The sequence below is a fragment of the Sphingobium indicum B90A genome, assembly GCF_000264945.2.
Taxonomy (GTDB): Bacteria; Pseudomonadota; Alphaproteobacteria; order Sphingomonadales; family Sphingomonadaceae; genus Sphingobium; species Sphingobium indicum.
The window spans coordinates 1,964,826-1,986,628 of record NZ_CP013070.1 but is presented as its reverse complement, the minus strand read 5'-3'; the positions used below and the strand labels follow the sequence as shown (position 1 = coordinate 1,986,628).

General features: G+C 63.2%; 17 protein-coding genes and 1 tRNA gene. 9 read left to right on the top strand and 9 right to left on the bottom strand.

Annotated elements, in window-relative coordinates; all coding sequences use genetic code 11:
• Positions 1-106 precede the first annotated feature (106 nt).
• Entirely contained in the window at positions 107-2,716 is a 2,610-nt protein-coding gene (locus tag SIDU_RS09680; protein ID WP_007687770.1) for an EAL domain-containing protein, read from the top strand.
• A gap of 217 nt (positions 2,717-2,933) precedes the next feature.
• Here SIDU_RS09680 and SIDU_RS09675 read toward each other — a convergent pair whose 3' ends face one another.
• From SIDU_RS09675 to SIDU_RS09660, 4 genes are read right to left on the bottom strand one after another with little or no spacing between them, the layout of a single operon-like run.
• The gene (locus SIDU_RS09675) at positions 2,934-3,860 is read right to left on the bottom strand and encodes an FAD:protein FMN transferase (RefSeq protein ID WP_084191193.1); all 927 of its coding nucleotides are present in this window, start codon (positions 3,858-3,860) and stop codon (positions 2,934-2,936) included.
• 47 nt (positions 3,861-3,907) lie between these two features.
• Complete coding sequence (locus tag SIDU_RS09670) at positions 3,908-4,822, bottom strand: DUF4198 domain-containing protein (protein ID WP_007687772.1); 915 nt, start codon at positions 4,820-4,822, stop codon at positions 3,908-3,910.
• A gap of 11 nt (positions 4,823-4,833) precedes the next feature.
• Entirely contained in the window at positions 4,834-5,358 is a 525-nt protein-coding gene (locus SIDU_RS09665; RefSeq protein ID WP_007687773.1) for a DUF2271 domain-containing protein, read from the bottom strand.
• A 19-nt stretch (positions 5,359-5,377) separates the two neighbouring features.
• Positions 5,378-6,022: a PepSY-associated TM helix domain-containing protein gene (locus SIDU_RS09660; RefSeq protein WP_007687774.1), complete on the bottom strand. Its 645-nt coding sequence runs from the start codon at positions 6,020-6,022 to the stop codon at positions 5,378-5,380.
• A gap of 260 nt (positions 6,023-6,282) precedes the next feature.
• Here SIDU_RS09660 and SIDU_RS09655 point away from each other — a divergent pair, with 260 nt between their 5' ends.
• On the top strand, positions 6,283-7,239 hold the full coding sequence (locus SIDU_RS09655; RefSeq protein WP_007687776.1) for an MlaA family lipoprotein: 957 nt from the start codon (positions 6,283-6,285) through the stop codon (positions 7,237-7,239).
• 180 nt (positions 7,240-7,419) lie between these two features.
• Here SIDU_RS09655 and SIDU_RS09650 read toward each other — a convergent pair whose 3' ends face one another.
• Positions 7,420-12,087, bottom strand: a complete 4,668-nt coding sequence (locus tag SIDU_RS09650) for an NAD-glutamate dehydrogenase (protein WP_007687778.1) — start codon at positions 12,085-12,087, stop codon at positions 7,420-7,422.
• Between the two features lie 452 nt (positions 12,088-12,539).
• Complete coding sequence (locus tag SIDU_RS09645) at positions 12,540-13,811, bottom strand: PAS domain-containing protein (protein ID WP_007687782.1); 1,272 nt, start codon at positions 13,809-13,811, stop codon at positions 12,540-12,542.
• Positions 13,812-13,992: 181 nt separating this feature from the next.
• Between SIDU_RS09645 and SIDU_RS09640 the strand changes: the two genes are divergently transcribed.
• The 6 genes from SIDU_RS09640 (at position 13,993) to SIDU_RS09615 (ending at position 17,977) form a co-directional block, all read left to right on the top strand.
• Positions 13,993-14,068 (top strand) — tRNA-Thr (locus SIDU_RS09640).
• Between the two features lie 354 nt (positions 14,069-14,422).
• Positions 14,423-14,833, top strand: a complete 411-nt coding sequence (locus SIDU_RS09635; RefSeq protein WP_129965445.1) for a rolling circle replication-associated protein — start codon at positions 14,423-14,425, stop codon at positions 14,831-14,833.
• 211 nt (positions 14,834-15,044) lie between these two features.
• Positions 15,045-15,374: a hypothetical protein gene (locus SIDU_RS09630; protein ID WP_129965446.1), complete on the top strand. Its 330-nt coding sequence runs from the start codon at positions 15,045-15,047 to the stop codon at positions 15,372-15,374.
• A gap of 249 nt (positions 15,375-15,623) precedes the next feature.
• A complete protein-coding gene (locus tag SIDU_RS09625; protein WP_007686280.1) occupies positions 15,624-16,280 on the top strand; it encodes a recombinase family protein in 657 nt (218 codons plus the stop codon).
• The gene (locus SIDU_RS09620) at positions 16,270-17,427 is read left to right on the top strand and encodes a site-specific integrase (protein ID WP_129965447.1); all 1,158 of its coding nucleotides are present in this window, start codon (positions 16,270-16,272) and stop codon (positions 17,425-17,427) included. Before SIDU_RS09625 ends, SIDU_RS09620 begins: the two co-directional genes overlap by 11 nt.
• A 124-nt stretch (positions 17,428-17,551) precedes the next feature.
• Positions 17,552-17,977, top strand: a complete 426-nt coding sequence (locus tag SIDU_RS09615) for a hypothetical protein (RefSeq protein ID WP_007686283.1) — start codon at positions 17,552-17,554, stop codon at positions 17,975-17,977.
• An 83-nt stretch (positions 17,978-18,060) separates the two neighbouring features.
• Here the strand turns inward: SIDU_RS09615 and istB are convergent, their stop codons facing one another.
• Both istB and istA read right to left on the bottom strand, forming a co-directional pair.
• Positions 18,061-18,828 carry an IS21-like element ISSsp5 family helper ATPase IstB gene (gene istB, locus SIDU_RS09610; RefSeq protein ID WP_007686288.1) on the bottom strand — a complete coding sequence of 256 codons (768 nt, stop codon included), beginning with the start codon at positions 18,826-18,828 and terminating at the stop codon, positions 18,061-18,063.
• On the bottom strand, positions 18,825-20,318 hold the full coding sequence (istA, locus tag SIDU_RS09605) for an IS21 family transposase (protein ID WP_011950768.1): 1,494 nt from the start codon (positions 20,316-20,318) through the stop codon (positions 18,825-18,827). The genes istB and istA overlap by 4 nt, the downstream gene beginning before the upstream one ends.
• Positions 20,319-20,421: 103 nt before the next feature.
• On the opposite strand from istA, the gene SIDU_RS09600 reads away from it, so the two are divergent.
• Positions 20,422-21,129, top strand: coding sequence for a hypothetical protein (locus SIDU_RS09600; RefSeq protein WP_148663251.1), 708 nt, complete (start codon positions 20,422-20,424; stop codon positions 21,127-21,129).
• 248 nt (positions 21,130-21,377) lie between these two features.
• Here the strand turns inward: SIDU_RS09600 and SIDU_RS09595 are convergent, their stop codons facing one another.
• Positions 21,378-21,767: a hypothetical protein gene (locus SIDU_RS09595; protein WP_007686294.1), complete on the bottom strand. Its 390-nt coding sequence runs from the start codon at positions 21,765-21,767 to the stop codon at positions 21,378-21,380.
• Positions 21,768-21,803 lie beyond the last annotated feature (36 nt).

Below are 21,803 nucleotides of genomic sequence, written 5' to 3'. Positions count from 1 at the left end.
TATCCTCCTTCCGTAGGCGGGAAGGGGAATGTCTTGGGAACCATTCACCGCAGGAACTCCCCGATCAGGTAAGTTTCTTTCAATCTCTTGTCGTTACGCGGGATATATGACTTCCTTGCGGGCGAACCTGGCAGAACTGCAAACGCGGCGGACCGATCTCGTCGCCGCGCTCGGCCTTGCCGAAAGCGGCGCCTCTGTCGACGCATCCTGGATTTCCGGTACTTTCGTCCATATCGCCCGACTCTGGCCGCTGATCCTGCTGGGGAAGCTCTGCATCACCGCGTTGCTGCACGTGCCTCTCTACGGCGACGGCAATGCCGGTCATGCCGTCGCTCTGGCGGCCATGTTGCTGGTCGACGGCGTCGCCATCGTCCTGCCGCGCGGGGCCAGGTTCCAGCTTTTGCGGCCGCACCACCAGAAATGGCTGATGCTGCCCATGGTGCTGCTCTCGGGCCTCAGCTTCAGCCTGATGCTGGGCCCGGCGCTGATCGCCGGCGAACCGTCGCGCAACCTGGTGGCGGAAATGGCGGTTGCGCTGATGGCCGTTTCGATCTTCGGCGACCGGCGCCTGCTGGGCGTCAGCTATTTCTGCGGCTTGCTGATCGCATCCATCCTGCACCGAAGCGATTTCGCCCAGATCGGCCTGTTGATCAGTTGCATCGCCGCGATGCTGGTCGCCGCGCTGCGCCAGGCGCAGGCCGACATGAACCGCGCCATCGCCTTCCACCAGCGGGACTTGAGGGCGCAGCGTTCCGACCGGCTGCTCCGCGAATATGAGCAGTCGGGCCGCGGCTGGTTCTGGGAAACCGACCGCCATGGCTGCATCGCCTATATTTCCGACACATTGGCCCGCACGCTCGGCCTGGGTAACGAGGCGCTGATCGGCCGCCCGATCACGGAGATCATCCGCCCCGGCGACCGGCAGGATGGCGATGGCGAGCGCACATTGGGCTTCCACCTGTCGGCGCGCACGGGCTTTGCCGAAATCCCGGTCCGCGCCGCCATGGCGAAGGACGAACGCTGGTGGTCGATCTCCGGCCAGCCGGTGTTCAACGAATTCGGCCAGTTCCATGGCTTCCGGGGAAGCGGCACGGACCTCACCGAAATGCGCCGCAGCCAGGCGGAGGTGACGCGGCTCGCCCAATATGATTCGCTGACCGGGCTTGCCAACCGGGTGCAGATGATGCGCTCGCTGGAGCAGGCGGTCGCGGGCAAGAAGGGGCAGCCGCGCGACTGCACGCTGATGATGCTGGACCTCGACAGGTTCAAGATCGTCAACGACACGCTGGGCCACCCGGCGGGCGACGCGCTGCTGCGCCAGGTCAGCGAACGCATCCAGCGCGTGGTCGGCAACAAGGGACTGGTCGGCCGCCAGGGCGGCGACGAGTTCAAGATCCTGCTGCCCGGCCGGCCCGACAAGATCATGCTGGATCACCTGGCGCGGGCGATCATCACCGACGTGTCCCAGCCCTATATGGTGGAAGGCACGGCGGTCGTCATCGGCGTGTCGATCGGCATCTCCTTCTGCCCGCAGGACGGCGTCACGGCGGATGAACTCATCCGCAACGCCGACCTCGCGCTCTATGCCGCCAAGGGAGACGGGCGCGGCGTCTATCGCTTCTATTCGCCCGAAATGCACGCCGATGCCGAGGATCGCCGCCAGTTGGAGGAGGATCTGCGCAGGGCGCTGGTCGAAAACGCCTTGCACCTCGTCTATCAGCCGGTGGTATCTTCTCGTACCGAACAGATCGCCGGCTATGAGGCGCTGCTGCGTTGGCAGCATCCCGTGCGCGGGGCGATCTCCCCCACGCTTTTCATCCCCATCGCGGAGGAAAGCGGCCTGATCGGGCCGATCGGCGAATGGGTGCTGCGCACCGCCTGCCGCGATGCGGCGCAATGGGCGGATGGCGTGCGGGTGGCGGTGAACGTCTCGCCGATCCAGTTCGCCAATCAGGGCCTGCCCTCGATCGTCATGAATGCGCTCGCCGCCTCCGGCCTGACGGCCGAGCGGCTGGAGCTGGAGATCACCGAGAGCGTGTTCCTGAACGACGATGACGGCACGGATCTGATGTTCTCGCGCTTGAAGGGCATCGGCGTGCGCCTGGCGCTGGACGATTTCGGCACCGGCTATTCCTCGCTCGGCTATCTCAAGAAAGCGCCTTTCGACAAGATCAAGATCGACCAGAGCTTCGTGCGCGGCGCCGCGATCAAGGGCAGCCCCAACAGCGCGATCATCAAGGCGATCGTCAGCCTGGCCGAAGCGCTGGGCATGGACACCACGGCCGAGGGGGCGGAAACGCAGGACGAACTCGCGCTGATCCGCAACCTTGGGTGTAGCCATATCCAGGGCTATGTCTATGGCCGCCCGCTGCCGGCGGCGGACGTGCTGATCCAGCAGCATGGCCATGGCGGCGTCGTCACGCCGCAGGGCTTCCAGTCGAGCCGGACGGAACGCAAGACCATGCTGCGCACCGTCGCGGTCCACCATGACGGCCATGTCTACACCGGGCGCATCCGCAACATCTCCGCCACCGGCGCGCAATTGGAAGGCTTGTGGAACGTGCCGGAGGGCACGCTGTTCACGATCGAACTGGGCGACAACCAGACCGTCAACGCCATGGCGCGCTGGTCCAGGGGAGATCGGCTGGGCGTGGAATTCGTTCAGGCGATCGACCCTTCCACCCTGCGCGCAATGCCTCGGTCGATGGCTTCTTGAGGACGCGCGGCGACCGGGCCGGTCCGTGCGAAAAGGCTGGGCGGGAGTTGGCCAATAGCGGACATCATTTACCGTCACCCCGGACTTGATCCGGGGTCCCGCTTTTCCCTCCACACCGCGCCTCGTCCAAGGCAGCGGGACCCCGGATCAAGCCCGGGGTGACGAATAGGGGGAGGGGTGGCGAAATCGGGAACGTCCGCTCTCCACCCTCTTCCAGTCACTCGAGCATCGCGGCGAGGGCGGGCGTCATATATTCCTGTCCACCGCCTCCAACCCGCCGGATCAGGCATGCGGCGATGCCGTGCCGCGTGGCGAGGGCCATGCCCCGTTCATGCCCCATTATCGTGATCGCCGTCGCCCAGGCGTCGGCCAGCATCGCGCTTTCGTGGAGCACGGTCACGGAAGCGACGTCATTGGCGATCGGCGCGCCGGTGGCTGGGTCCATGCTGTGGGAGAGGCGAATGCCCGCCTCCTCGCGAAAGCGGCGATAGTCGCCGGAGGTGGCGACCGACATGCCGCAAAGCGCTATCCGCAGCGTCGGGAGCCGGAGGCCGGGCGGCGCCTCCACATCCACCCACCAGGGTTGAAGGTCTGGCCTTATGCCTTGCCCCCGCAATTCGCCGCCGATCTCCACCAGGAAGTGCGCGGCGCCACGTTCGCATAGCGCATTGGCGACGGCATCGACGGCAAAGCCCTTGGCGATCCCTGAAAAGTCCAGCGTCACATCGGCCATCCGGCGGGCCCGGTCGCCCTCTATCTCCATGGCTCTCCAAGGGGAGGGGTGATGGGACTCTTCGGAAAGGCCCTTCAGCCCGCCCGGACCGAAGCCCCATTTCGCCACCAGCCGGCCCACCGCCGGATCGAAGGCGCCGTCCGACAGCCGGGCCATGTCCAGCCCGGCGCGCAGCACGGCCAGCATGTCGGCAGGCAGCGGCATCCATTGGCCGACCGGCGCGGCATTGAAGCGGCTGATGGCGGAATCCGCCTCCCAATTGCTCATCTGCGCGATGATGCGGCTCAGCACCGCTTCTATCGCCGCCGCGCTGCCGGGAGGCGCGTCGACGATGCGGGCAGACCAGCTCGTGCCCATGGTCGGCCCGCCAAGGTCGCTGATCCTGCCTGTCCGGACGCCCGGTCCGAACATGTCGGGCGAAAGGTTGGGCGGGATAGCGATGCGGATCGGGCGAGCGGTCAGCCCTGCACCTCCACCGTCATGGCATAGGTGGCGCGGTCCTGGGGCGGGCCCATGGGAGGGCGCGGCGCGCCTTCGCCCTGCGGCTGGCCCTGGGGCCTGCCCGCGCCCGGCGCACCGCCGGGGCCGCCCGCGCCGGGGCCTTCGCCGCCGGGGCCGCGCCGTCCGCCGGAGCTGATGCTGACCCAATACATGCCCGCTTCCGGCCAGGTGAAGCTGACCTTCCCCTCCGCGTCGGTCTTCGCGTCCATCTGCTTGAGGTCCGACCGATAGCGGATGCCGCCGGGAATGGCGACCACGTCCAGCCCGGCGGCCGGCTTGCCGTTCAGCAGGAACTGGAAGGTGGCGGCTTCGCCCACGGCAAGGTCGTTGGGGTGGGTGACGGGCACCATTTCCAGCCCCTTGCCCGTGGTCGTGAAGACCTTGCGGTCCGGCTCGCCCGCCGTCACGAAGGTTTCGATCCGGGTGCGCGCCGTCGCCGTCTGCACGTCCGTCGCGCCCTGCGGCACGGCGGTTGCCAGCGTCGCGGCGGTGGTGCCGCGCGGCAGCATCTTGCGCTCGCCGTTCAGCATGTAACTGCCCATCAGCATCTCGTTGACGATGGCGATCTTGTAGGTGCCCTTCGTCTTGATGCCGAGGTCGAAGGTCTGGCGCAGCTTGCCGATGGCGCGGTTTTCCACCTGCGCCGCGCTGCCGTCCGGCGCGGTCGCGATGGGCTGCCAGTCCTGGCCCGGATGGTCGAAATAATAAAGGTCGCTGGAAATGGCGGCGTCCACCGTCACCCATTCATTGCCGGAGCCCGCGAACATGGTTTCGGACGGCAGCATCCAGGGCCGCGCCGCGTCCGCCATCTGCGGCAGGGCCATGGTGGCGCTGGCGGCAAGCAGCCACAACGTCTTGCGGAATTTCATCATGGCTTCCCTCCTCAGCGCGACAGCACGGCGCTGACCGCGCCCAGTTCGAACTGGCCGCTGGCGCTGCCCCTGGCGCCCGCTGCCGTCACGTTGAGCGGCACCCGCACCGCCTCCCGCCCGCCGGATTCGCGCGCGGCCTCCACCACCAGCGTATATTTGCCGGGGGCCAGCGCCGGCATGCCGCCCTTTCCGGCGGTGAAGCTCAGCTTATGGGTGCCGGGCGCGCGGGTGGCGCCGGAGATGCCGTCGGCGGGCAGGGTCAGCGAACGGCCCGAGGCGCGCCACCACATGCGGATGTCGCGCAGCCATTTGACGCCGGCATTGTTGCGCTTGTCGACATCGTAGAGGACCGACAGGGTACGGGCGGGCGCGCCCTCCTTCTCCAGCCAGATCGCGACATAGGGGCGGTGATATTCCGCCACCGACAGGCGCGGCAGGGTGAGCGTGACGTCCAGCGTCTGCGCGGCGGCGGGCATGGCGAGGGCGCTGGCACCCATGGCCGCGCCGGTCAGGACGATCTTGTGGCTGATTTGCATGAGGTGAAGCATTCCCCCGTTAATGGATGAAGATGATGGCGAGGACCGCCGGAATGGCGAGGCCGGCGGCGACCAGCGGCCAGGTGGTCGGCCGCTTCCTGGCGTGGAGCCAGAGCAGCAGCAGGCCGGTCAGGGCGAAGAGGAAGCAGGCGATGGCGAAGATGTCGATAAACCACTTCCAGACATTGCCGGCATTGCGGCCCTTGTGCAGGTCGTTGAGATAGCTGATCCAGCCGCGGCTCGTCGCCTCGCTGGAGACTTCGCCGCTATGCCGGTCGATCGATACCCAGCCATCGCCGCCGGGGCGCGGCAGCGCCAGATAGACTTCGTCCGCCGACCATTCCGCCTCGCCAGCGCCGCTCTGGCCGATTTCCTTCTCCACCCATTGGGCGACCGGGGCGGGCAGGGGCTTCCTGGCGTCTGGCGCGTCGTCAGGCGCGACCTGCTTCAGCAGGGCGGGCGGCAGGGTGGCGGACCTGGTCACGGTCTGCGGCGACCCCTCGACATCGGCGGCGTGGTTCAGCGTGATGCCGGTGAAGGCGAACAGCAGCAGGCCGATCAGGCTGATCGCGGAACTCACCCAATGCCAGCTATGAAGCTGTTTCAGCCAGAAGGCCTTGGCGCTCTTCTTCTTGTTCGGCTGGGTGCGGACGGGGGCGTGCATCGGAAGCGGGACGAGTCCTGTGGGAGATGAGGCGGGTTGAATAACGCGAACGACTCGCAATTGCAAACATGGGGCGTGGCAAATTTGTATCAAAATGTACCGGGCAACGCCGGATCGTTTCCGCAGAGCGCCGGTCGGCAGGGGAGGGCGCCGTCATGCTATTGACGGGTGGCCCTATCGCAATTAGCCGCCTTCATGAAACGGGCGTGACATGAAAAACGTCATTCGCTCCAACGGGCTTTCCTGCAAGGAACAACGATATGCTGACGCCGGCCATAGCCGCTGGAATGCTGATGATGGGCGCGCAGGCGGGAACGGATGGGGCGGCGGCGGCCGTTCCTCCCCCCATGGCCGCGCCCGACGCTCCGGCGGCCGCGCAGGCCCCGCCGGAAGGCGCGCCGCAAGTGCTGGTCGTGCCGCCGCCGCCGGTGATGCCGAACCTGCCGGGCGCCGATGCGCCTGCGGCTGCCGCGCCCCAGCCGGGGGAGATCGTCGTCACCGGCCACACCCGCCCGCCGCCGGGCGATCCGCTGGAACGGCTGAACGAAAAGAGCTTCGAGGCCGTGCAGTCGGTCGACAAGGCGGTGGTGGAGCCGGTCGCAAAGGCCTATAACAAGGGCCTGCCCAAGCCCGCGCGCAAGGGATTGCGCAACTTCTTCTCCAACCTGCAGGAGCCGGTGGTCTTCCTTGCCTATATGCTCCAGTTCAAGCCGGGCAAGGCGATGGAGACGGCGGGGCGGTTCACCATCAACACGACGTTGGGCGTGGCGGGCCTGTTCGACGTGGCGAAGCGCAAGCCCTTCTTCCTGCCCTATCGGCCCAATGGCCTCGCCAATGTGCTGGGCTATTACGGGGTGGGGCCGGGGCCTTACATGTACCTGCCCATCGTCGGGCCGACGACGCTGCGCGACATCATCGGGGACACGGTGGACAAGCTGATCGTGCCCTTCGCCGTGGGCAAGCCGTTCAACGAGCCCAAATATGTGATCCCCGCGACGATCCTGAACCAGTTGGGCCAGCGCGCCGCCTTCGACGAGACGATCCAGCAGATCCGCAGCGAGGAAAATCCCTACGCATATTATCGCGAACTCTACCTGAAGCAGCGCAAGGCGGAGATCGAAGCGCTGCACGGCCGCGCCGTGGAGGAGCCGGTGACGCCGGTCTACGGGCCTGGGTTGGGGAAGGCGCTGCCGCCGGAGCCGACCCCAACCCCCTGAAAATTGTCCTGTTTGGGTTGAAGCACGACGTGCTCCTGCGCAGGCAGGAGCCCAGGTCGACCGTCGGAACTGGGTTCCTGCCTGTGCAGGAACACGCTTCCTTCCAAACCGGACAACCCCCGTCATTCCCACCTCCGCGGGAATGACGGGAGTTGTGCGTGTTGGAGGATAGGGCGGGGATCACCGCCCCAACAACCCCCGCGCCTGCCCGGCGATCTCCGCCAGCATCGCGACATTGGGCGTCGCCGCCGCCTTGGCGCGCTGGACCAGGGCGCGGAACTGCTGGATGCGGGCGCCCTTTTCCTTCAGCCATGCCTCGACATGATGGGCGATGTCCTTGCCGGCCCCTTGCGCCAGGAAGTCGAGCCGCACCTGCTGCATGTCGCGCGCCACGCCGGAGATCAGCAGCCGCTCCCACGGGTCGGACGGCGCCATGCGCGCGGCGGTGGATTGGACCCAGTCGATGCCGACCGCTTCGCCCAGATGGGTGAAGGCGCGGGTGAGGGCGACTTCATCCACCGACAGGCGCCCGGCCAGCGCGGCGATGCCGACCGCGCCGTCCAGCTTGAACAGGCCGGCGGCGCGGCGGGTCAGCGCTTCCGGCGCGCCCAGGGCCAGCAGCCGGTCGGTCACCGCTGTGACGCGACGCAGCGCCTCGCTGGTGAGCAGGTCGTCCACCTGCTTCGCCAGCTTGTCCACGCCCTTGGCCAGCGCGCCATGGCCCGCCTGCGGCAACGTGCCGGGCGGCAGGCTGCGGAGGATGTCCGCGATCTGCGCCCGCATGCCGCTGGCGATGTCTCCGAACAGGGCAAGCCGGGCGGCTTCGGACATTTCCGCCGCGTCTATATCCTCCCATAGCCCGCGAATGTCGTACAGCCGCTCCGCGATCAGGAAGGCGCTGGCAAGGTCGGCCAGCGAACAGCCCTCCTCCTCCGCCAGTTCGAACGGATGGATCAGGCCCAGCCGGTTGACGATGCGGTTCGCGACCTTGGTGGCGATGATCTCCTTCTTCAGCGCGTGGGCGGCGATGGCGTCGGCTTCCTTCTTCCGCATCGCGGGCGGGAAGGCCTGGGCCAGTTCGGCGTCCATGCCGGCGTCGGCGGCAAGGTCTCCATGCTCGATGGCGTCCTGCAAGGCGAGCTTGGCGGTGGAAAGCAGCACCGCCAGTTCGGGCCGGGTGAGGCCAAGCCCATCCTGGCCGCGCCGCAGCAACTGGTCGTTGGCCGCAAGGCCCTCGACCTGCCGATCCAGCCGGCCCGACTCCTCGAAGGTCTCGATCAGCCGCACATAGCTTGCCAGTTCCGCCGCGCCGCCAGCCTCCGCGATGGAAAGGCCGAGCGCCTGGAGCCGGTTGTCCTCCAGCACGATGTCGGCCACCGCGTCGGTCATCCCGACCAGCAGCTTGTTGCGGTCTTCGAAGGACAGGCGGCCCTCCGCCATTTCCTTGTTCAGCGCGATCTTGATGTTCACCTCATTGTCCGAACAGTCGACGCCCGCCGAATTGTCGATGAAGTCGGTGTTGATCCGCCCGCCGCGCAGGGAGAAGGCGATGCGCGCCGCCTGGGTGACGCCCAGATTGGCCCCTTCGCCCACCACCTTCACGCGAAGCTGCTCGGCATTGACGCGCAGCCGGTCGTTGGCGGGGTCGCCCACATCGCCATGGCTCTGCGCGGCGGCCTTCACATAGGTGCCGATGCCGCCGAACCAGAGCAGGTCGTTCGGGCTTTTCAGGATCGCGGAGATGAGCGCGGTCGGCTCCATTTCCGTGTCGGCGACACCCAATATCGCCTGCACCTCCGGCGTCAGGGGAATGCTCTTGAGGCTGCGCGGGAAGACGCCGCCGCCCTGGGAGATCAGCGCCTTGTCATAATCGTCCCAGCTTGATCGCGGCAACTGGAACAGCCGGTTGCGTTCCTCCCAGCTTCTCGCCGGATCGGGATCGGGGTCGAGGAAGATGTGGCGGTGGTCGAAGGCGGCGACCAGCCTGATCGCCTTGCTCAGCAGCATGCCGTTGCCGAACACATCGCCCGACATATCGCCGCAGCCCACGACGCGCACCGGATCGTTCTGCACGTCGACGCCCATTTCCGCGAAGTGGCGCTTCACGCTGATCCACGCGCCCCTGGCGGTGATGCCCATCGCCTTGTGGTCATAGCCGTTGGAGCCGCCGCTGGCGAAGGCGTCGCCAAGCCAGAAGTCCCGTTCCAGCGCGATGGCGTTGGCCACGTCGGAAAAGGTCGCCGTGCCCTTGTCGGCGGCGACGACGAAATAGGGGTCGTCGCCGTCATGGATGACGACCTGCGCCGGGTGCCGCACCTTGCCCTTGACGATATTGTCGGTGACCGACAGCAGGGCGCGGATGAAGATGCGGTAGCTTTCCGTGCCCTCCGCGAACCAGGCGTCGCGGTCGACCTGCGGATTGGGAAGCTGCTTGGGATAGAAGCCGCCCTTGGCGCCGGTCGGCACGATGACGGCATTCTTCACCCGCTGCGCCTTCATCAGGCCCAATATTTCGGTGCGGAAATCGTCCCGCCGGTCGGACCAGCGCAGCCCGCCGCGGGCGACCGGACCGGCGCGCAGGTGGATGCCCTCGACCCGCGGCGAATAGACCCAAATCTCCCGCCAGGGCAACGGCGCGGGCAGGCCGGGAATCCGCGCGCTGTCCAGCTTGAAGGCCAGCGCCTCCTGCGCGGCCCCGCTATAGAAATTGGTGCGCAGCGTCGCGGAGATCACGGCCCGCAGCAGGCGCAGCACGCGATCCTCGTCTATGGCGGTGACCTTCTCCAGCCCCGCCTCGATCTCCCGTTGGGCGGCAGCGGCGCGGGCTGGGCCGTTCCTGGCCTCCGGATCGTGCAGCGCTTCGAACAGCTCGATGAGCTGGCGGGCGATGCCCTGTTCGCGCCGCAGCGTTTCGGCGAAGGTCGCCATGCCATAGGCCATGCCGGTCTGCCGCAAATAGCGGAACAGGGCGCGCAGCAGCACGACCGATCGCTGGTCCAGCCCGGCGGTGACGATCAGTTCGTTGAAGCGGTCGTTTTCCGCCACGCCTTCGGTGACTTGCGCGATCGCCTCCGTGACGATGTTGGCGCGGGCGATCACCGTTTCCGCGTCGCCCCCCGCCGGCAGTTCCAGGACGAAGCGCTGGACATGGCCAAGCGCGCCCCCCTGTCCCCTGGCTTCCACCGCCGTCAGCATCTCGTCGATCACGCGGAAGCCGAAATTCTCGAAGGCGGGGACCACTTCGGACAAGGCGATGGCGTCATGGCTGTAGAGTTTCAGCCGCAGCCGTTCGGGCGCATCCTCAGCATTGCGGTAGATGCGGATCGACTTGTCGCCGGGGGCCGACAGGCTGTGCAGCAGGCGGATGTCGATGGCCGCCTCCGCCGGGCCGGCGCCGTTGCGATAGCCCATGGGGAAGCCGGGGGCGTAGCGCTGCGCCAGCGTCGCGGCGCGGCCCGCCTCCTCGCTTTCGGCCAGCGCCTCCTCCACGGCGGGCAGCCAGCCGCGCACCATCTGCTTCAACTGCCGGTCGAGCGGTTGCTCGTCGGGCACGATGCCGCCGTCGCGCAGGTCGAGCGTGATGCGCAGCAGGGCGAGGCCGCTTTCCTCCAGCGCGATCGACCAGCTCAGCACCGGGCCGTTGCAGGCCTGGCTCAGCATGTCCTGCACCGCGACGCGGCGCGCCGTGGTCAGTTCCTCGCGCGGCAGCCAGGCGAAGGCGTAGAGATGGCGCGCCAGCGCGCTTGTCCCCAGCACCAGCTTCGGGCGCGGTCGGTCCGTCAGCGACATGAAGGTCAGCACCAGCCGCTCCAGCGTCTCGCGGTCGAAACCGATGAGGATGTCGTGTGGCAGGGCGGTCAGCGCATGGGTCAGCATCTTGCCCGCATGGCCGTGCGGATCGAAATCGAACTTGTCCATCAGCGCCGACAGGGCGGAACGCAGCAGCGGCACCTTGTCCGGCGTCGTCGCCAGCCCCGCGCTGGTCCACATGCCGGCGTGGATGGAAAGCGCCGTCACCTGCTTGCCGTCCCGCACCGGCACGATGATCAGGTCCAGCAGGACCGGGCGATGGACCCGCGAAAGCCGGTTGGACTTGATGATGAGCGGCGTGCGCTTGCCTTCCTCGAACCAGTTGAAGGCCGCATCCAGGGTGGCGGGGGCCAGCAGGGGCCGGTCGTGCAGGCCGCAGACGCCGATGCGCGTGGTCGCCTTTCCATCGCGACGGCGCACTTCATGGCCGATCTGGGTGAAGTGGCGGGCCAGGAACCAGCGGAGCAGCGCCGCCCCTTCCTCGTCCGGCACGGCATCGGCGTCGGCGGCCATCGCCTCCCGCATCCTGGGCCAGTCGGCCACGGCGGCGCGGACGTCGGCCAGCGTTTCCTCCAGCGCCTTTTCCAGCGCCCGGCGGGCCTTCGCATCGGCGCGGTCCGCCTCGATATAGATCATCGATTCCCGGCGCGCGCCGGCGGTTTCATTGTCCAGGATCGCCTTCAAATGACCGTTGCCGTCGCGGTCGACCGACAGGACGGGATGCAGCAGGCGATGGATGATGATGTCGGCGGCGGCCAGCGCATTGGCGATGGAATCGACCAGAAAGGGCATGTCGTCATTGACGATGGCGATCCGCATGTAGCGCCCCGTCGCCCCTTCGCCCAGCGTTTCCATGGCGATGGCGACATGGCCGGGGCGGCGGGTCGCGGCGGTCCCGGCGATGAAGGCGGCGGCCGTCAGCATCGCCTTCTGGTCGAAGCCTTCGCTTTCGCCGGGAAGCGCCCCCCGCGCCAGCGCGGCTTCCAGCGCCTTGCTTATATTATGGTCAACTTGCCTCGATTCAGCCAATGCCGTCATGCGCCTGCCTCTTGCCGCGGGTTCTTTCCCGCTTTCGTGAACGGAGAAGGCGCTGCAGAACCGCCACGCGACTTCTCAAATCGATGCGGTCCACTATGCGCTACTGCGGCGTGAGGCTCAACCCAGAATGGGAAACAAAGTTACATCATATTGAAATAATATGATGCAGCGCAACATGGGACGCATGCCCGAAGAGAAGAGATGGAGATCGGAGCATGATGCCGTCCTGTCAATCCGGCACGGCTGTTTCTGCCGACGGAGGGGGCTTGGGGAGCGACCAAGGAGGGTTCTGATCGCTTGGAAATCGCTTTAGGGTGTGTGGGGATTCAGCCCATGGCGGGCTGCAAATAGCGGCTTTCTCCGCTTCCGGTGCTCACGTACTGAAGTACGCTGCGCGCCGGTTCTCGAAATCCACTATTTTCGCCGCGCCCTGAACTGAATCCCCACACACCCTAGCCCGCAGCGGCGATGATCGCCCGCTGGCCGATCTCCGACCCTTCCGGCAAGGCGCCGACGATGGCGAGCGATCCGTCCTTTTCCCGCCGGGCGATGACCACGGCCAGGCCGTCGCCGTCGGTGGCGACCGCGAAGGGATCGAGCGCGGCGGCAGCCTTCATCGCCGCGCGCGCGGTCTGCTGGCGATCGGGCTTGGCCGGGCTGTCGGTGCGGCGCTGGGCCCGTTCGTCGCGGACCAGCGCTTTCAGGCCGCCTTCATAATTGGCGAGATAGTCGCCGAAGCTGCCCAGGGCGATGCCGTTGGCGCGGGCATGGTCCAGCGCTGTGGCATATTCGGTGATGCGCGTCTTGTCGTAGCTGGAACCGAAGACCAGCTTCACCACTGCGGTCATCGGGGCGCGGGCCTGGACCTTGAGGCCGCTATTCTCCAGCAGTTCGGCATATTCATCCGGACGGGCAATCGTGACCAGCGCGAAATCGTAGCTGAGGCCGATGGCGCGATAGAGCGCCGCATGGCTGCGCGCTTCGCTGGTGCGGGCCTGCTCCGCGCTGTCGCGGGCGAGGGCGAGCCAGTCGGCCAGCGGCGCGTCCTCGTCCGGGCTTTCCATGCCGCCAAGGTCGAGCGTGTCGAAATCCTCCACGGCCGGACCGTCGGCCCAGATCGGCGCGACCGGCGGCGCGGTGGGGCTGGATAGCAGGGCGGCTTCTACCTCCCGGTCGATCTCCGCCGTGACGGCCTGGCTGGCCGCTTCCTTCCAGTTGATGACGCCGAAGACGAAGTCGATCGTCTCGTCATCCGAGGAGAAGGGCATCAATATGCCGCGATACAGGATTTCCGCCCCGCGCTGGTTGACGAATCCGGCTTCGAATCCGATGGGCGCGGCGTTGGCGATGATCTGGAGATAATGGTCGGTCAGCCGCGACAGCAGCGACCGGGCGGGCACGTCGTTGATGTACTGGATCTGTCCTTCGATCTCGCATTCCTCGCGCAGCGCGGTGCCGAGATAGACGATGGCGGGATTTTCCAGCCCCGTGCTGAAGTCGAGCAGGACGCTGAACGGCCCGAAATCCTCCAGATCCTGGGGCACCAGATCTTCGATGGACGGCAGGCTGCGGTCGCCCAGCAGAGACGCCCAATAATTATAGGCGCGCACCTGCATCCGGCGCTCGTCGGCGCCGACAAGCGGCGGCGTTTCGATAGCCGCGTCGTCGGCCGGACCGAAATCGTCCTCGTCATCGGCGATTTCATGCCCCCGCAGAGTGTCCATCCCATCGGTCCTTGGTTCGGGTAAGATCTTCCTTAAGACTCGACAGTGCCATTGGATGGTAAACATGCCGTAAAGGCGGGATGAAATGATGATCCGAAGCGGTTTGGAGGCGGCGAGGGACGGCAAATCGCATTTGCCCGCTTGTCCTTCCCGCCAAGCGCTGTTATCTGCCCGCCCCAACGCCGCTTTAGCTCAGTCGGTAGAGCATCGCATTCGTAATGCGAGGGTCACGTGTTCGAGTCACGTAAGCGGCACCAGTCCTCATTTGAAACTGATTAGTCTTCTGACTTCTCCCCGGTGTGATCCGATCACAACCGGCAGTCTGTCGTTCCCTTCCTCATAGAAAATCCCCTGACTACCGTTCAGGAACGAGATTTTTCTTCGATAGCTGTTCGTAAGCTATTGGTGCGATTCGACGTGTCGGATATATTGAATGAACGGATTTTCTTTAATTTATATCCGTCCCCCCTTCATCCCATCCCTAAATACCACAAAACCAACTATCGGTCCTACACGTCCCAATGAGAACAAACCAAGATCGAATTTCCTACCGTCAGTCCGTCCTGTCGTTCGTGAATCTCCAGCGATTCTCGTCTCCCTTCGCTGTGACCTTGACACTGAAACAGGGGATTGCGGGTGCCGGTGGTTTGGCTGGTCGTTACCAGAAGATCGACATGTACGAGGTTCGAAAGAATTTCCGTCACTTCATGAATTTCCTGAACCGTCAGGTGTATGGAAAAGCTGTGGAACGGTACGGTAAACGGATCGATGTCCTGGCGGTGATCGAGGGTGGGAATCTCACCCGGTCCCACTACCATCTCATTCTCGATTGTCCCCGACCGGAACTCGAACTGGAATTCCCGGCGATGATCCGTGACTGCTGGTCCCGGACCGAATGGGGCTACAAGCAGATCGACATCAAATCCCAATGTGACGAGGGATGGTTGTCCTACATTAGCAAGCTACAGAGTAAGGTCGAATATGATGAATCATTCGACTGGGAAAACTCTCACCTGAGTTGATCGCTGGGTCTAAGACCCCCTTCGACCACCTTCGCTATCATCCACAATCCCAACTTGGTTCGAAAACAGCATCGGACCTTGATTCTATAATATTATCTAAAACACTTAGAAACAGTTCTGAAATCACTTCTACAAAACATTAAAGAACCGCATTTAAAATGTGCGAAGCACCATCCGAAGGATGTATTATAAAACCAACTAAGGAGAATATATGACAGACACAAAAACACTTGTAAATTTCAACGTGCCAACAGCCACTCTACAGACATTCGATAAGCTATGCCGTTTGTACGGCAAGCCAAGATCGCAAATTCTGAATGAGCTGCTCTATGGGTATATTCTGGAATTCGGTAAGCAGGCATTTTCCAGAATCGATCAGGTTCGAAAAATCGATGAGAGCCTGAATTCAGCCTTTGAAAATGGCGATGGCACGGATTTGGATGATTTGCCGCCGAAGGCGGAAAATGACGTTCAGACCGGCTTGAATCGGAAATTTTCGAGCTTTGGAAGAAAGGATGAAAAGCCTTTGGAGGATCGCTGACATGCGGGAAGCGATCCGAAGGAGGAAGGTTAGAAGGGTGCTGTTGACGCTGCTCGATATAACGCCATTTCAACGTGCGGTGGCTTTCGAGAAGGAAACGATCAGGGAACGGCTTTATAGCCGTAATCTGGTTTCGATGGAGGTTCCGTGCCGGTGAGCCTCTTCGAAATTAACGCCCGTTGTCCATCCTTTCTGATGGCGGGAGCCCGTCCACGACAAACCAAGGTTTATTTTGGACGGAGCCCGGTGATGAGCCGTTATGTTGCCTATTTTCGAGTATCGACAGCCGCGCAGGGACGATCCGGTCTAGGGCTGGCTGCTCAGAGATCGAAGATCGAAGCGTTCCTAAACGTCGATGACGAGGTGATTGCCGAATTTGTCGAGGTTCAGTCTGGCAAGGCTGATAATCGCGAAGAACTGTGGAAGGCGATTGCCCATGCCAAGAAGCATGGAGCGAAAATCCTGATTGCAAAGCTGGATCGGTTTTCGCGCAAAGTCAGCTTCATCGCCGGGATCATGGAGCAGGGGATTGGGCTGGTGGTGGCCGAGATGCCCCATGCCACGGATTTCCAGCTGCATATTTTTGCGGCTTTGGCGCAGGAGGAACGGCGGCTGATTTCCGAACGGACCCGCAATGCCTTGGCGGAAGCGAAGAAGCGGGGAGTGGCCTTGGGCAAGAATGCTCAGGCATTGAAGGAACGGCGACGGCAGCAGGCATTGGATTATGCCCGTTCCATCGAACCGATTTTGGAGCCGATGCTGACGGGCGGCTGGTCGTTCACGGCCATTGCCGATAAGTTGAATGTTGCCGGAATCGATGCTGCCAAGGGTGGTCGGTTCACGGCCCAGACGGTGAAGAACATCATCGTCCGCCTGCGCATGGAGGAAATAGCCCATGCACGTTGAGAGGATTGGTCCTGTTTCGCTGACTGGCGTTGCTGGTTCTCCATTTTATTATGCCCGCTACCGGAAGAACGGTCGGCAGGTCGTGAAATCGCTCAAGACCCAAGATGTTCATGATGCGCGCCGGAAGGTGGAGGCGATTGCCGAGCAGCTTGGTCATCGCAAGGTCAAGGAACGAGTCGATTTCAGCTTTCGCCGTTTTGCCCTCGACACGATTGAGGCTGACCGGAAGAAGGTCCAGCGCGGCGAACGGGCTGCTACGCTGGTCAAGGACAGCGAATGGATTTTAAAGAAATATCTGACGGAGCGGATTGGAGCCGTCGATATCCGCAAGGTAGATTATCAGCGGATGCAGGAGGTAGTGGACGAACTGACCGACCTCGAATTGAAATCCACGTCCATCAAGCGGATCATGGTGCTGGTCAGCAAGACGTTGAAAACAGCTGTCCGTGCCGGGGTGTTGAGCCATGTGCCGATGATGCCGGAAATCAGCCTGAAGCATCGGACGCGGGGATGGTTTTCCGAGCAGGAATATGATCGTCTGCTACAGGCTTGCCGCGATCATGAGAAGGCGAAGACGAAGGTTCGTTCGCAGACGGTGGGATCGGAATTGCGGCGGTTCATCCAGTTCATGGTCGAGACGTTCATGCGGCCTAGCGACGTGAAATTGCTGCGGCATCGTCATGTCGAGATCGTGCGGACCAACCGGACACAATATCTGCGGATTTCCACGGATTTCAGCAAGACCGTTGCCACGCCCATTATCTCGATGCCCGGCGCTATCGATGTATATGAGGAGATTTTGAAGGAGCAGAAGGCCAACGGCTTTGGCGGGCCGGATGATTTTCTGTTTCTGCCACGATATACGGGCCGGAAATTCGCCTTTGAACTGCTGCGTCGGCAGTTTCGGGTGGTAGTGGAATCCGCTGGATTATCTGTGTCGGCGACAGGTGAGGCACGGACGATCTATTCCCTGCGGCATACCGCTATCATGTCCCGGCTCATCAGCGGCGATGCCATCGACCTGCTGACGCTTGCGAGGAATGCCCGCACCAGCGTGGAGATGATCGACCGTTTCTATGCCAAGCATCTGACGGCGGAAATGAACGTTGAGCAGCTGCACGGTGCGAAGTTGGCATTCGCGGATTAGCGGGAGCTGCCGGATGAACGTTTCTCAGGAGCAACCTTGGTAAAACGCCTGATGGCATCAAACGCAAGATAGTGGCTCTCATAGCACCGTGACGCCGGTTGGAGCTGATACTATACGGGCGGCCATGGCGATAAAGCGCAACATTAAGCTTGTGTCGGACGAACAGCTGCAGGCGTTCTTCGATGACTTCGAAAGCAGTTCCACGGTGCTGGAGGGAGGCGGCCTCAGTTTTCCTGGCTTTCGCGCAACAAATTATTTGCAGGAAATCCTTCCGGACGCCTTTATCGTTAAACCGGCGCTGCGACGTTCAGCAGCCATTCGGCTCTTTCGTAGGGCACTTTTTCAAGCGCGCCGAGACGGGCCGCTGACAGCTGAAACGGTTATCGGAAGAGCAGAGGAATTTCTGCGAACGGATCGTGCTGTCAGCCTGAAGAAGTTCACTCTGTGGACAAAAATCAGAGCTAAAGGGATGGATCAAGCGCAGGAAATTAAGTTCAAATGGGGCGACATTGTCAACGGCGGAGCAAAAGTCGGCCATTCGGCGGCGTAAAACCAGGCCATCGTGTTACATGCCGGGGGGAGTGGCGTGAGGGCGTAGCCCGAGGGCCACTCCCCCCGGCATTGGTGTAATTTTCAGGGTCTGGTTTTGGCCTTGCGGGCCCGGCTGTGCGCGAGGCGATAGCTTTCGCCGTTCATCTCGAGGATGCTGACGTGATGGGTCAGGCGATCGAGGAGCGCGCCTGTGAGACGCTCAGATCCGAAGGTTTCGGTCCATTCGTCGAAGGGCAGGTTGCTGGTGATGAAGGTGGAGCCGCGTTCGTAACGCTGGGAGATCAGCTCGAACAACAGTTCGGCGCCGGTCTTGGAGAGCGGCACAAAGCCCAGTTCGTCGATGATGAGCAGCTTGTATCCGGCCATCTGCTTCTGGAAGCGCAGAAGACGGCGCTCGTCGCGGGCCTCCATCATTTCGCTGACCAGCGCTGCCGCGGTGGTGAAGCCCACCGACAGTCCTTTCTGGCATGCTGCCAGTCCGAGCCCCAACGCTACGTGCGTCTTTCCGGTGCCTGATGGCCCCAGAGCGATGGCGTTCTCACGCCGCTCGATCCACTCGCAGCGCGCCATCTCGAGCACCTGCATCTTGTTGAGCCTGGGGATGGCGGCGAAGTCGAAGCTGTCGAGGCTTTTGACGGCGGGGAAGCGCGCGGCCTTGATGCGCCGCTCGACCATGCGACGCTCCCTGTCGATCATTTCCATCTCGACGAGGCGGGCGAGGAAGCGGATATGATCGACGCCTTCAGCGGCACATTGCCGCGCGAGCTTGTGATGCTCACGCAGGCACGTAGGCAGCTTGAGCGCCTTGAGATGGTGAGCGAGAAGGATCTCCGGGGCCTGATCGCTCATGCGGCCTCCTGCCGGTCGGAGAGCAGGCTCAGATAGGCTCTGGCAAAGGTCTTCTCGACCGTGGTGCGTGGCAGGAAGGGATAGACGTCCAGGTCCAGCCTGGGCGGTACGCGTTCGATCCGGCACAGGACGAGGTGCTTGACGGCATCGAAGCCGATGGCGCCAAGATCGATGGCCTGTTCGACCGCCGCCTGGAGATCGGCGAGGGTGAACGTTTCCAGCAGGCGCAGTACCTGCACATATTCGCGCCTGCCATGTTTGTGCATGCGCCCTTCCATCAACCGCTGCAGTGTCGTGAACGCTTCGGGCAGGTCCCAGCCCTGCAAAGGCGCAGCCTGGTCGAATGCGTTGATCTTCTGCTCGATCAGCGGGAGATAATGGAGCGGGTCGAAGACAACCTCCTCGCGGGCATAGCAACGAGGATGACGGGCGATGACTTCGCTGCGGCAGCCGATCACCACCTCATCGACATAGGCCCTGATCCAGACCTCCTGATGGCCCCAGGCCACCGGAACCGAATAATCGTTGGTCCTGTAGCGCACCAGGGATTGCGAGGAGACCCGCCCGCCTTTCTGATCGCAGGCCTCGAAGGGTGTAGCGGGCAGAGGCTGCATGGCCGCGAGATCGCGCTGCAGCCGCTCACCGATCGTCTCGCTCTGCCCGCGCACCTTGTCCTGCTGGCGCTTGCGGCATTGCTCCTCCAGCCACAGGTTGAACGCCTCCCAGGTCGGGAACTTCGGGATCGGCACCATGAAGTTGCGCCGGCAATAGCCTACCAGCCCCTCCACATTGCCTTTCTCGTTCCCCTTGCCCGGGCGAGCATAGCGGTCGCGGATCACGTAATGTGACAGGAAAGCGCTGAACAGCGTGGCACGCTGCCGCGTGCCGTCGGGCAGGATCTTCGTCACAAGGCAGCGATCGTTGTCATAGACGATCGAGCGCGGTACCGCGCCGAAAAACGCGAAGGCATGCACGTGTCCGTCCACCCAGGCCTCCGCCACCGCCGCCGGATAGGCCCGCACATAGCAGGCATCACTGTGCGGCAGATCGAGCGCGAAGAAGTAGGCCTTCTGCTCCACCCCGCCGATCTCCACCAGCGCTTCCCCGAAATCGGCCTGCGCATCTCCCGCAGGGTGCGCCAGCGGCACGAACATCTCCCGGCTGCGCTGTTCGCGCTCCCGGATGTAATCCTTGATGATCGTATAGCCGCCGGTGAAACCATGCTCGGTGCGCAAACGGTCGAATACCCGCTTCGCCGTATGGCGTTGCTTGCGCGGGACACTGCGGTCACCCTCAAGCCATCCATCAATGATCGCCACAAACCCGTCCAGCTTCGGGCGCTGCGGTACGGACTGGCGCCGGTAACCCGGCGGCGATGAAAACGACAGCATCTTGCGTACCGTTTCGCGCGACACATTGAAACGCTTCGCCGCCGCCCGTTGGCTCATGCCATCCGCGCAAGCCAGACGGACCTGAAGATAAAGTTCCACGCTGTAGATCCCCACACCTCCCTGACTCGGCAGAAAGGCTTCAAGGTGGACGACTTTTACGCCGCCCGCAGCAGGACTATCCCGCCGCTACCGTGGTCGAATATTGCTCCGCCGTTCTCACGCAGAACCAGCAGAGAATGCCGATGCAGCAGGGCCAAACGATGCTGTGCTATCTGCTACCGCCTATGACCTGACGGACAAACAGTTGATCTCGGCGTTTACTGCGGCAACGGGGCGTTCGCCCATGTTCACGGTGGAGACGGATCATGGGTCTCCTGCCTATGTGACGCCACGCCAACTTCTTCACATGCCGTTCGGCGCGGTCCTGTTGGCGAACCTCACGGTGAAAGAAACGGGCCATGCGGCCGCTGGTGGAATCCGAATATATTACCTCAAACACGACGGCGACCGCTTCTTGTCGTCAGGCAAATTCGAAGAAATTTATACGAGTGACATGGGCCTGCCGCCTGAGAAGATTACTGTCACTGGTAGTTTCACCACATATCCGGCGATCTATATCGAGGATGGCGATGGCAACGGAGGGTACTGGTCTGGATGGGTAGACCTGATAGAACTCCGCCCGGAAGGGCCGGCGCGGTCTGACGCCATTCCCGTATATTATTCAAATAAGGATGCCATCCCCGGCAACGGGGAAAAGCCCGTTGAGTTGGAGGGCAAGATAATCAACATCCGACGTGATAAGGGTTTCGACGTCGTTGACGAGAAAGCTGGAATTCGAGAAAGCTATATTCGCTCTGGGACCAAATTTGTCCGGGCAGGGGGAGGAGCTTCCAAATTCCCCGATCTATGATTCCCGTCCTCCTCGCCATAGCCGATCGTTAAGCGAAGAATTCGTCCAGCGTAGGCCCTGGCTCAGGCAGGGGGATGATCGTCACGTCAGCTATGGTCCGCTGAATGGTGAGCTGCGCCTCCGATTTCCATCCGGCGAATTTGCGGCAAGGTCCGCACTGGACTCTATAATCATGTAACGGCACGTCCGACACATGCCATTCCAGTGCGAACCGCCCGCATTTCGGACACGTGGTTGGCGCGTTACGATCAGTCATGTTTCACCAGTATCCATGCCATGCCGTCGCGGGCAATCTTGCCGTCATTCTTTAGAGTCGTCAGCTGCGGGCTGAGGCTCGTCCTTGCTACGTCATCCCGGCCATATTCCTTAGCGAAGCATTCCAGCAGGTCGAGCGCGGATGCTCCCTGCGGGAAATGACGTTCCAATGCGTCCAGCACCATTGCCTTTACGCTCATCTTCCGCCCACCGCTCGGCGGCGTGGCAGCCTTCTCGACAGATTCTATCTGTGGGATCGCAGCAAGAGCTGCTTCGACGGCTGCCATTTCGGCCTCGATTGCTGCGACCTTCGCTATCGCGTGATCCAGTTCCTCTGACAGCTTGCGCTTAAGCGCCGCAAGAACGTCTACTGTGCTTTCCATAAGCGGAATTTAACAGGCGGATGGGCAGCCTTCAAT

Bases quoted from the DNA above. Each gene is read 5' to 3' on its own strand.
- SIDU_RS09680 (WP_007687770.1), top strand. From the start codon at position 107: ATGACTTCCTTGCGGGCGAACCTGGCAGAACTGCAAACGCGGCGGACC.
- SIDU_RS09675 (WP_084191193.1), bottom strand. From the start codon at position 3,860: ATGTTCGGACCGGGCGTCCGGACAGGCAGGATCAGCGACCTTGGCGGG.
- SIDU_RS09670 (WP_007687772.1), bottom strand. From the start codon at position 4,822: ATGATGAAATTCCGCAAGACGTTGTGGCTGCTTGCCGCCAGCGCCACC.
- SIDU_RS09665 (WP_007687773.1), bottom strand. From the start codon at position 5,358: ATGCAAATCAGCCACAAGATCGTCCTGACCGGCGCGGCCATGGGTGCC.
- SIDU_RS09660 (WP_007687774.1), bottom strand. From the start codon at position 6,022: ATGCACGCCCCCGTCCGCACCCAGCCGAACAAGAAGAAGAGCGCCAAG.
- SIDU_RS09655 (WP_007687776.1), top strand. From the start codon at position 6,283: ATGCTGACGCCGGCCATAGCCGCTGGAATGCTGATGATGGGCGCGCAG.
- SIDU_RS09650 (WP_007687778.1), bottom strand. From the start codon at position 12,087: ATGACGGCATTGGCTGAATCGAGGCAAGTTGACCATAATATAAGCAAG.
- SIDU_RS09645 (WP_007687782.1), bottom strand. From the start codon at position 13,811: ATGGACACTCTGCGGGGGCATGAAATCGCCGATGACGAGGACGATTTC.
- SIDU_RS09630 (WP_129965446.1), top strand. From the start codon at position 15,045: ATGACAGACACAAAAACACTTGTAAATTTCAACGTGCCAACAGCCACT.
- SIDU_RS09625 (WP_007686280.1), top strand. From the start codon at position 15,624: ATGAGCCGTTATGTTGCCTATTTTCGAGTATCGACAGCCGCGCAGGGA.
- SIDU_RS09620 (WP_129965447.1), top strand. From the start codon at position 16,270: ATGCACGTTGAGAGGATTGGTCCTGTTTCGCTGACTGGCGTTGCTGGT.
- SIDU_RS09615 (WP_007686283.1), top strand. From the start codon at position 17,552: ATGGCGATAAAGCGCAACATTAAGCTTGTGTCGGACGAACAGCTGCAG.
- istB (WP_007686288.1), bottom strand. From the start codon at position 18,828: ATGAGCGATCAGGCCCCGGAGATCCTTCTCGCTCACCATCTCAAGGCG.
- SIDU_RS09595 (WP_007686294.1), bottom strand. From the start codon at position 21,767: ATGGAAAGCACAGTAGACGTTCTTGCGGCGCTTAAGCGCAAGCTGTCA.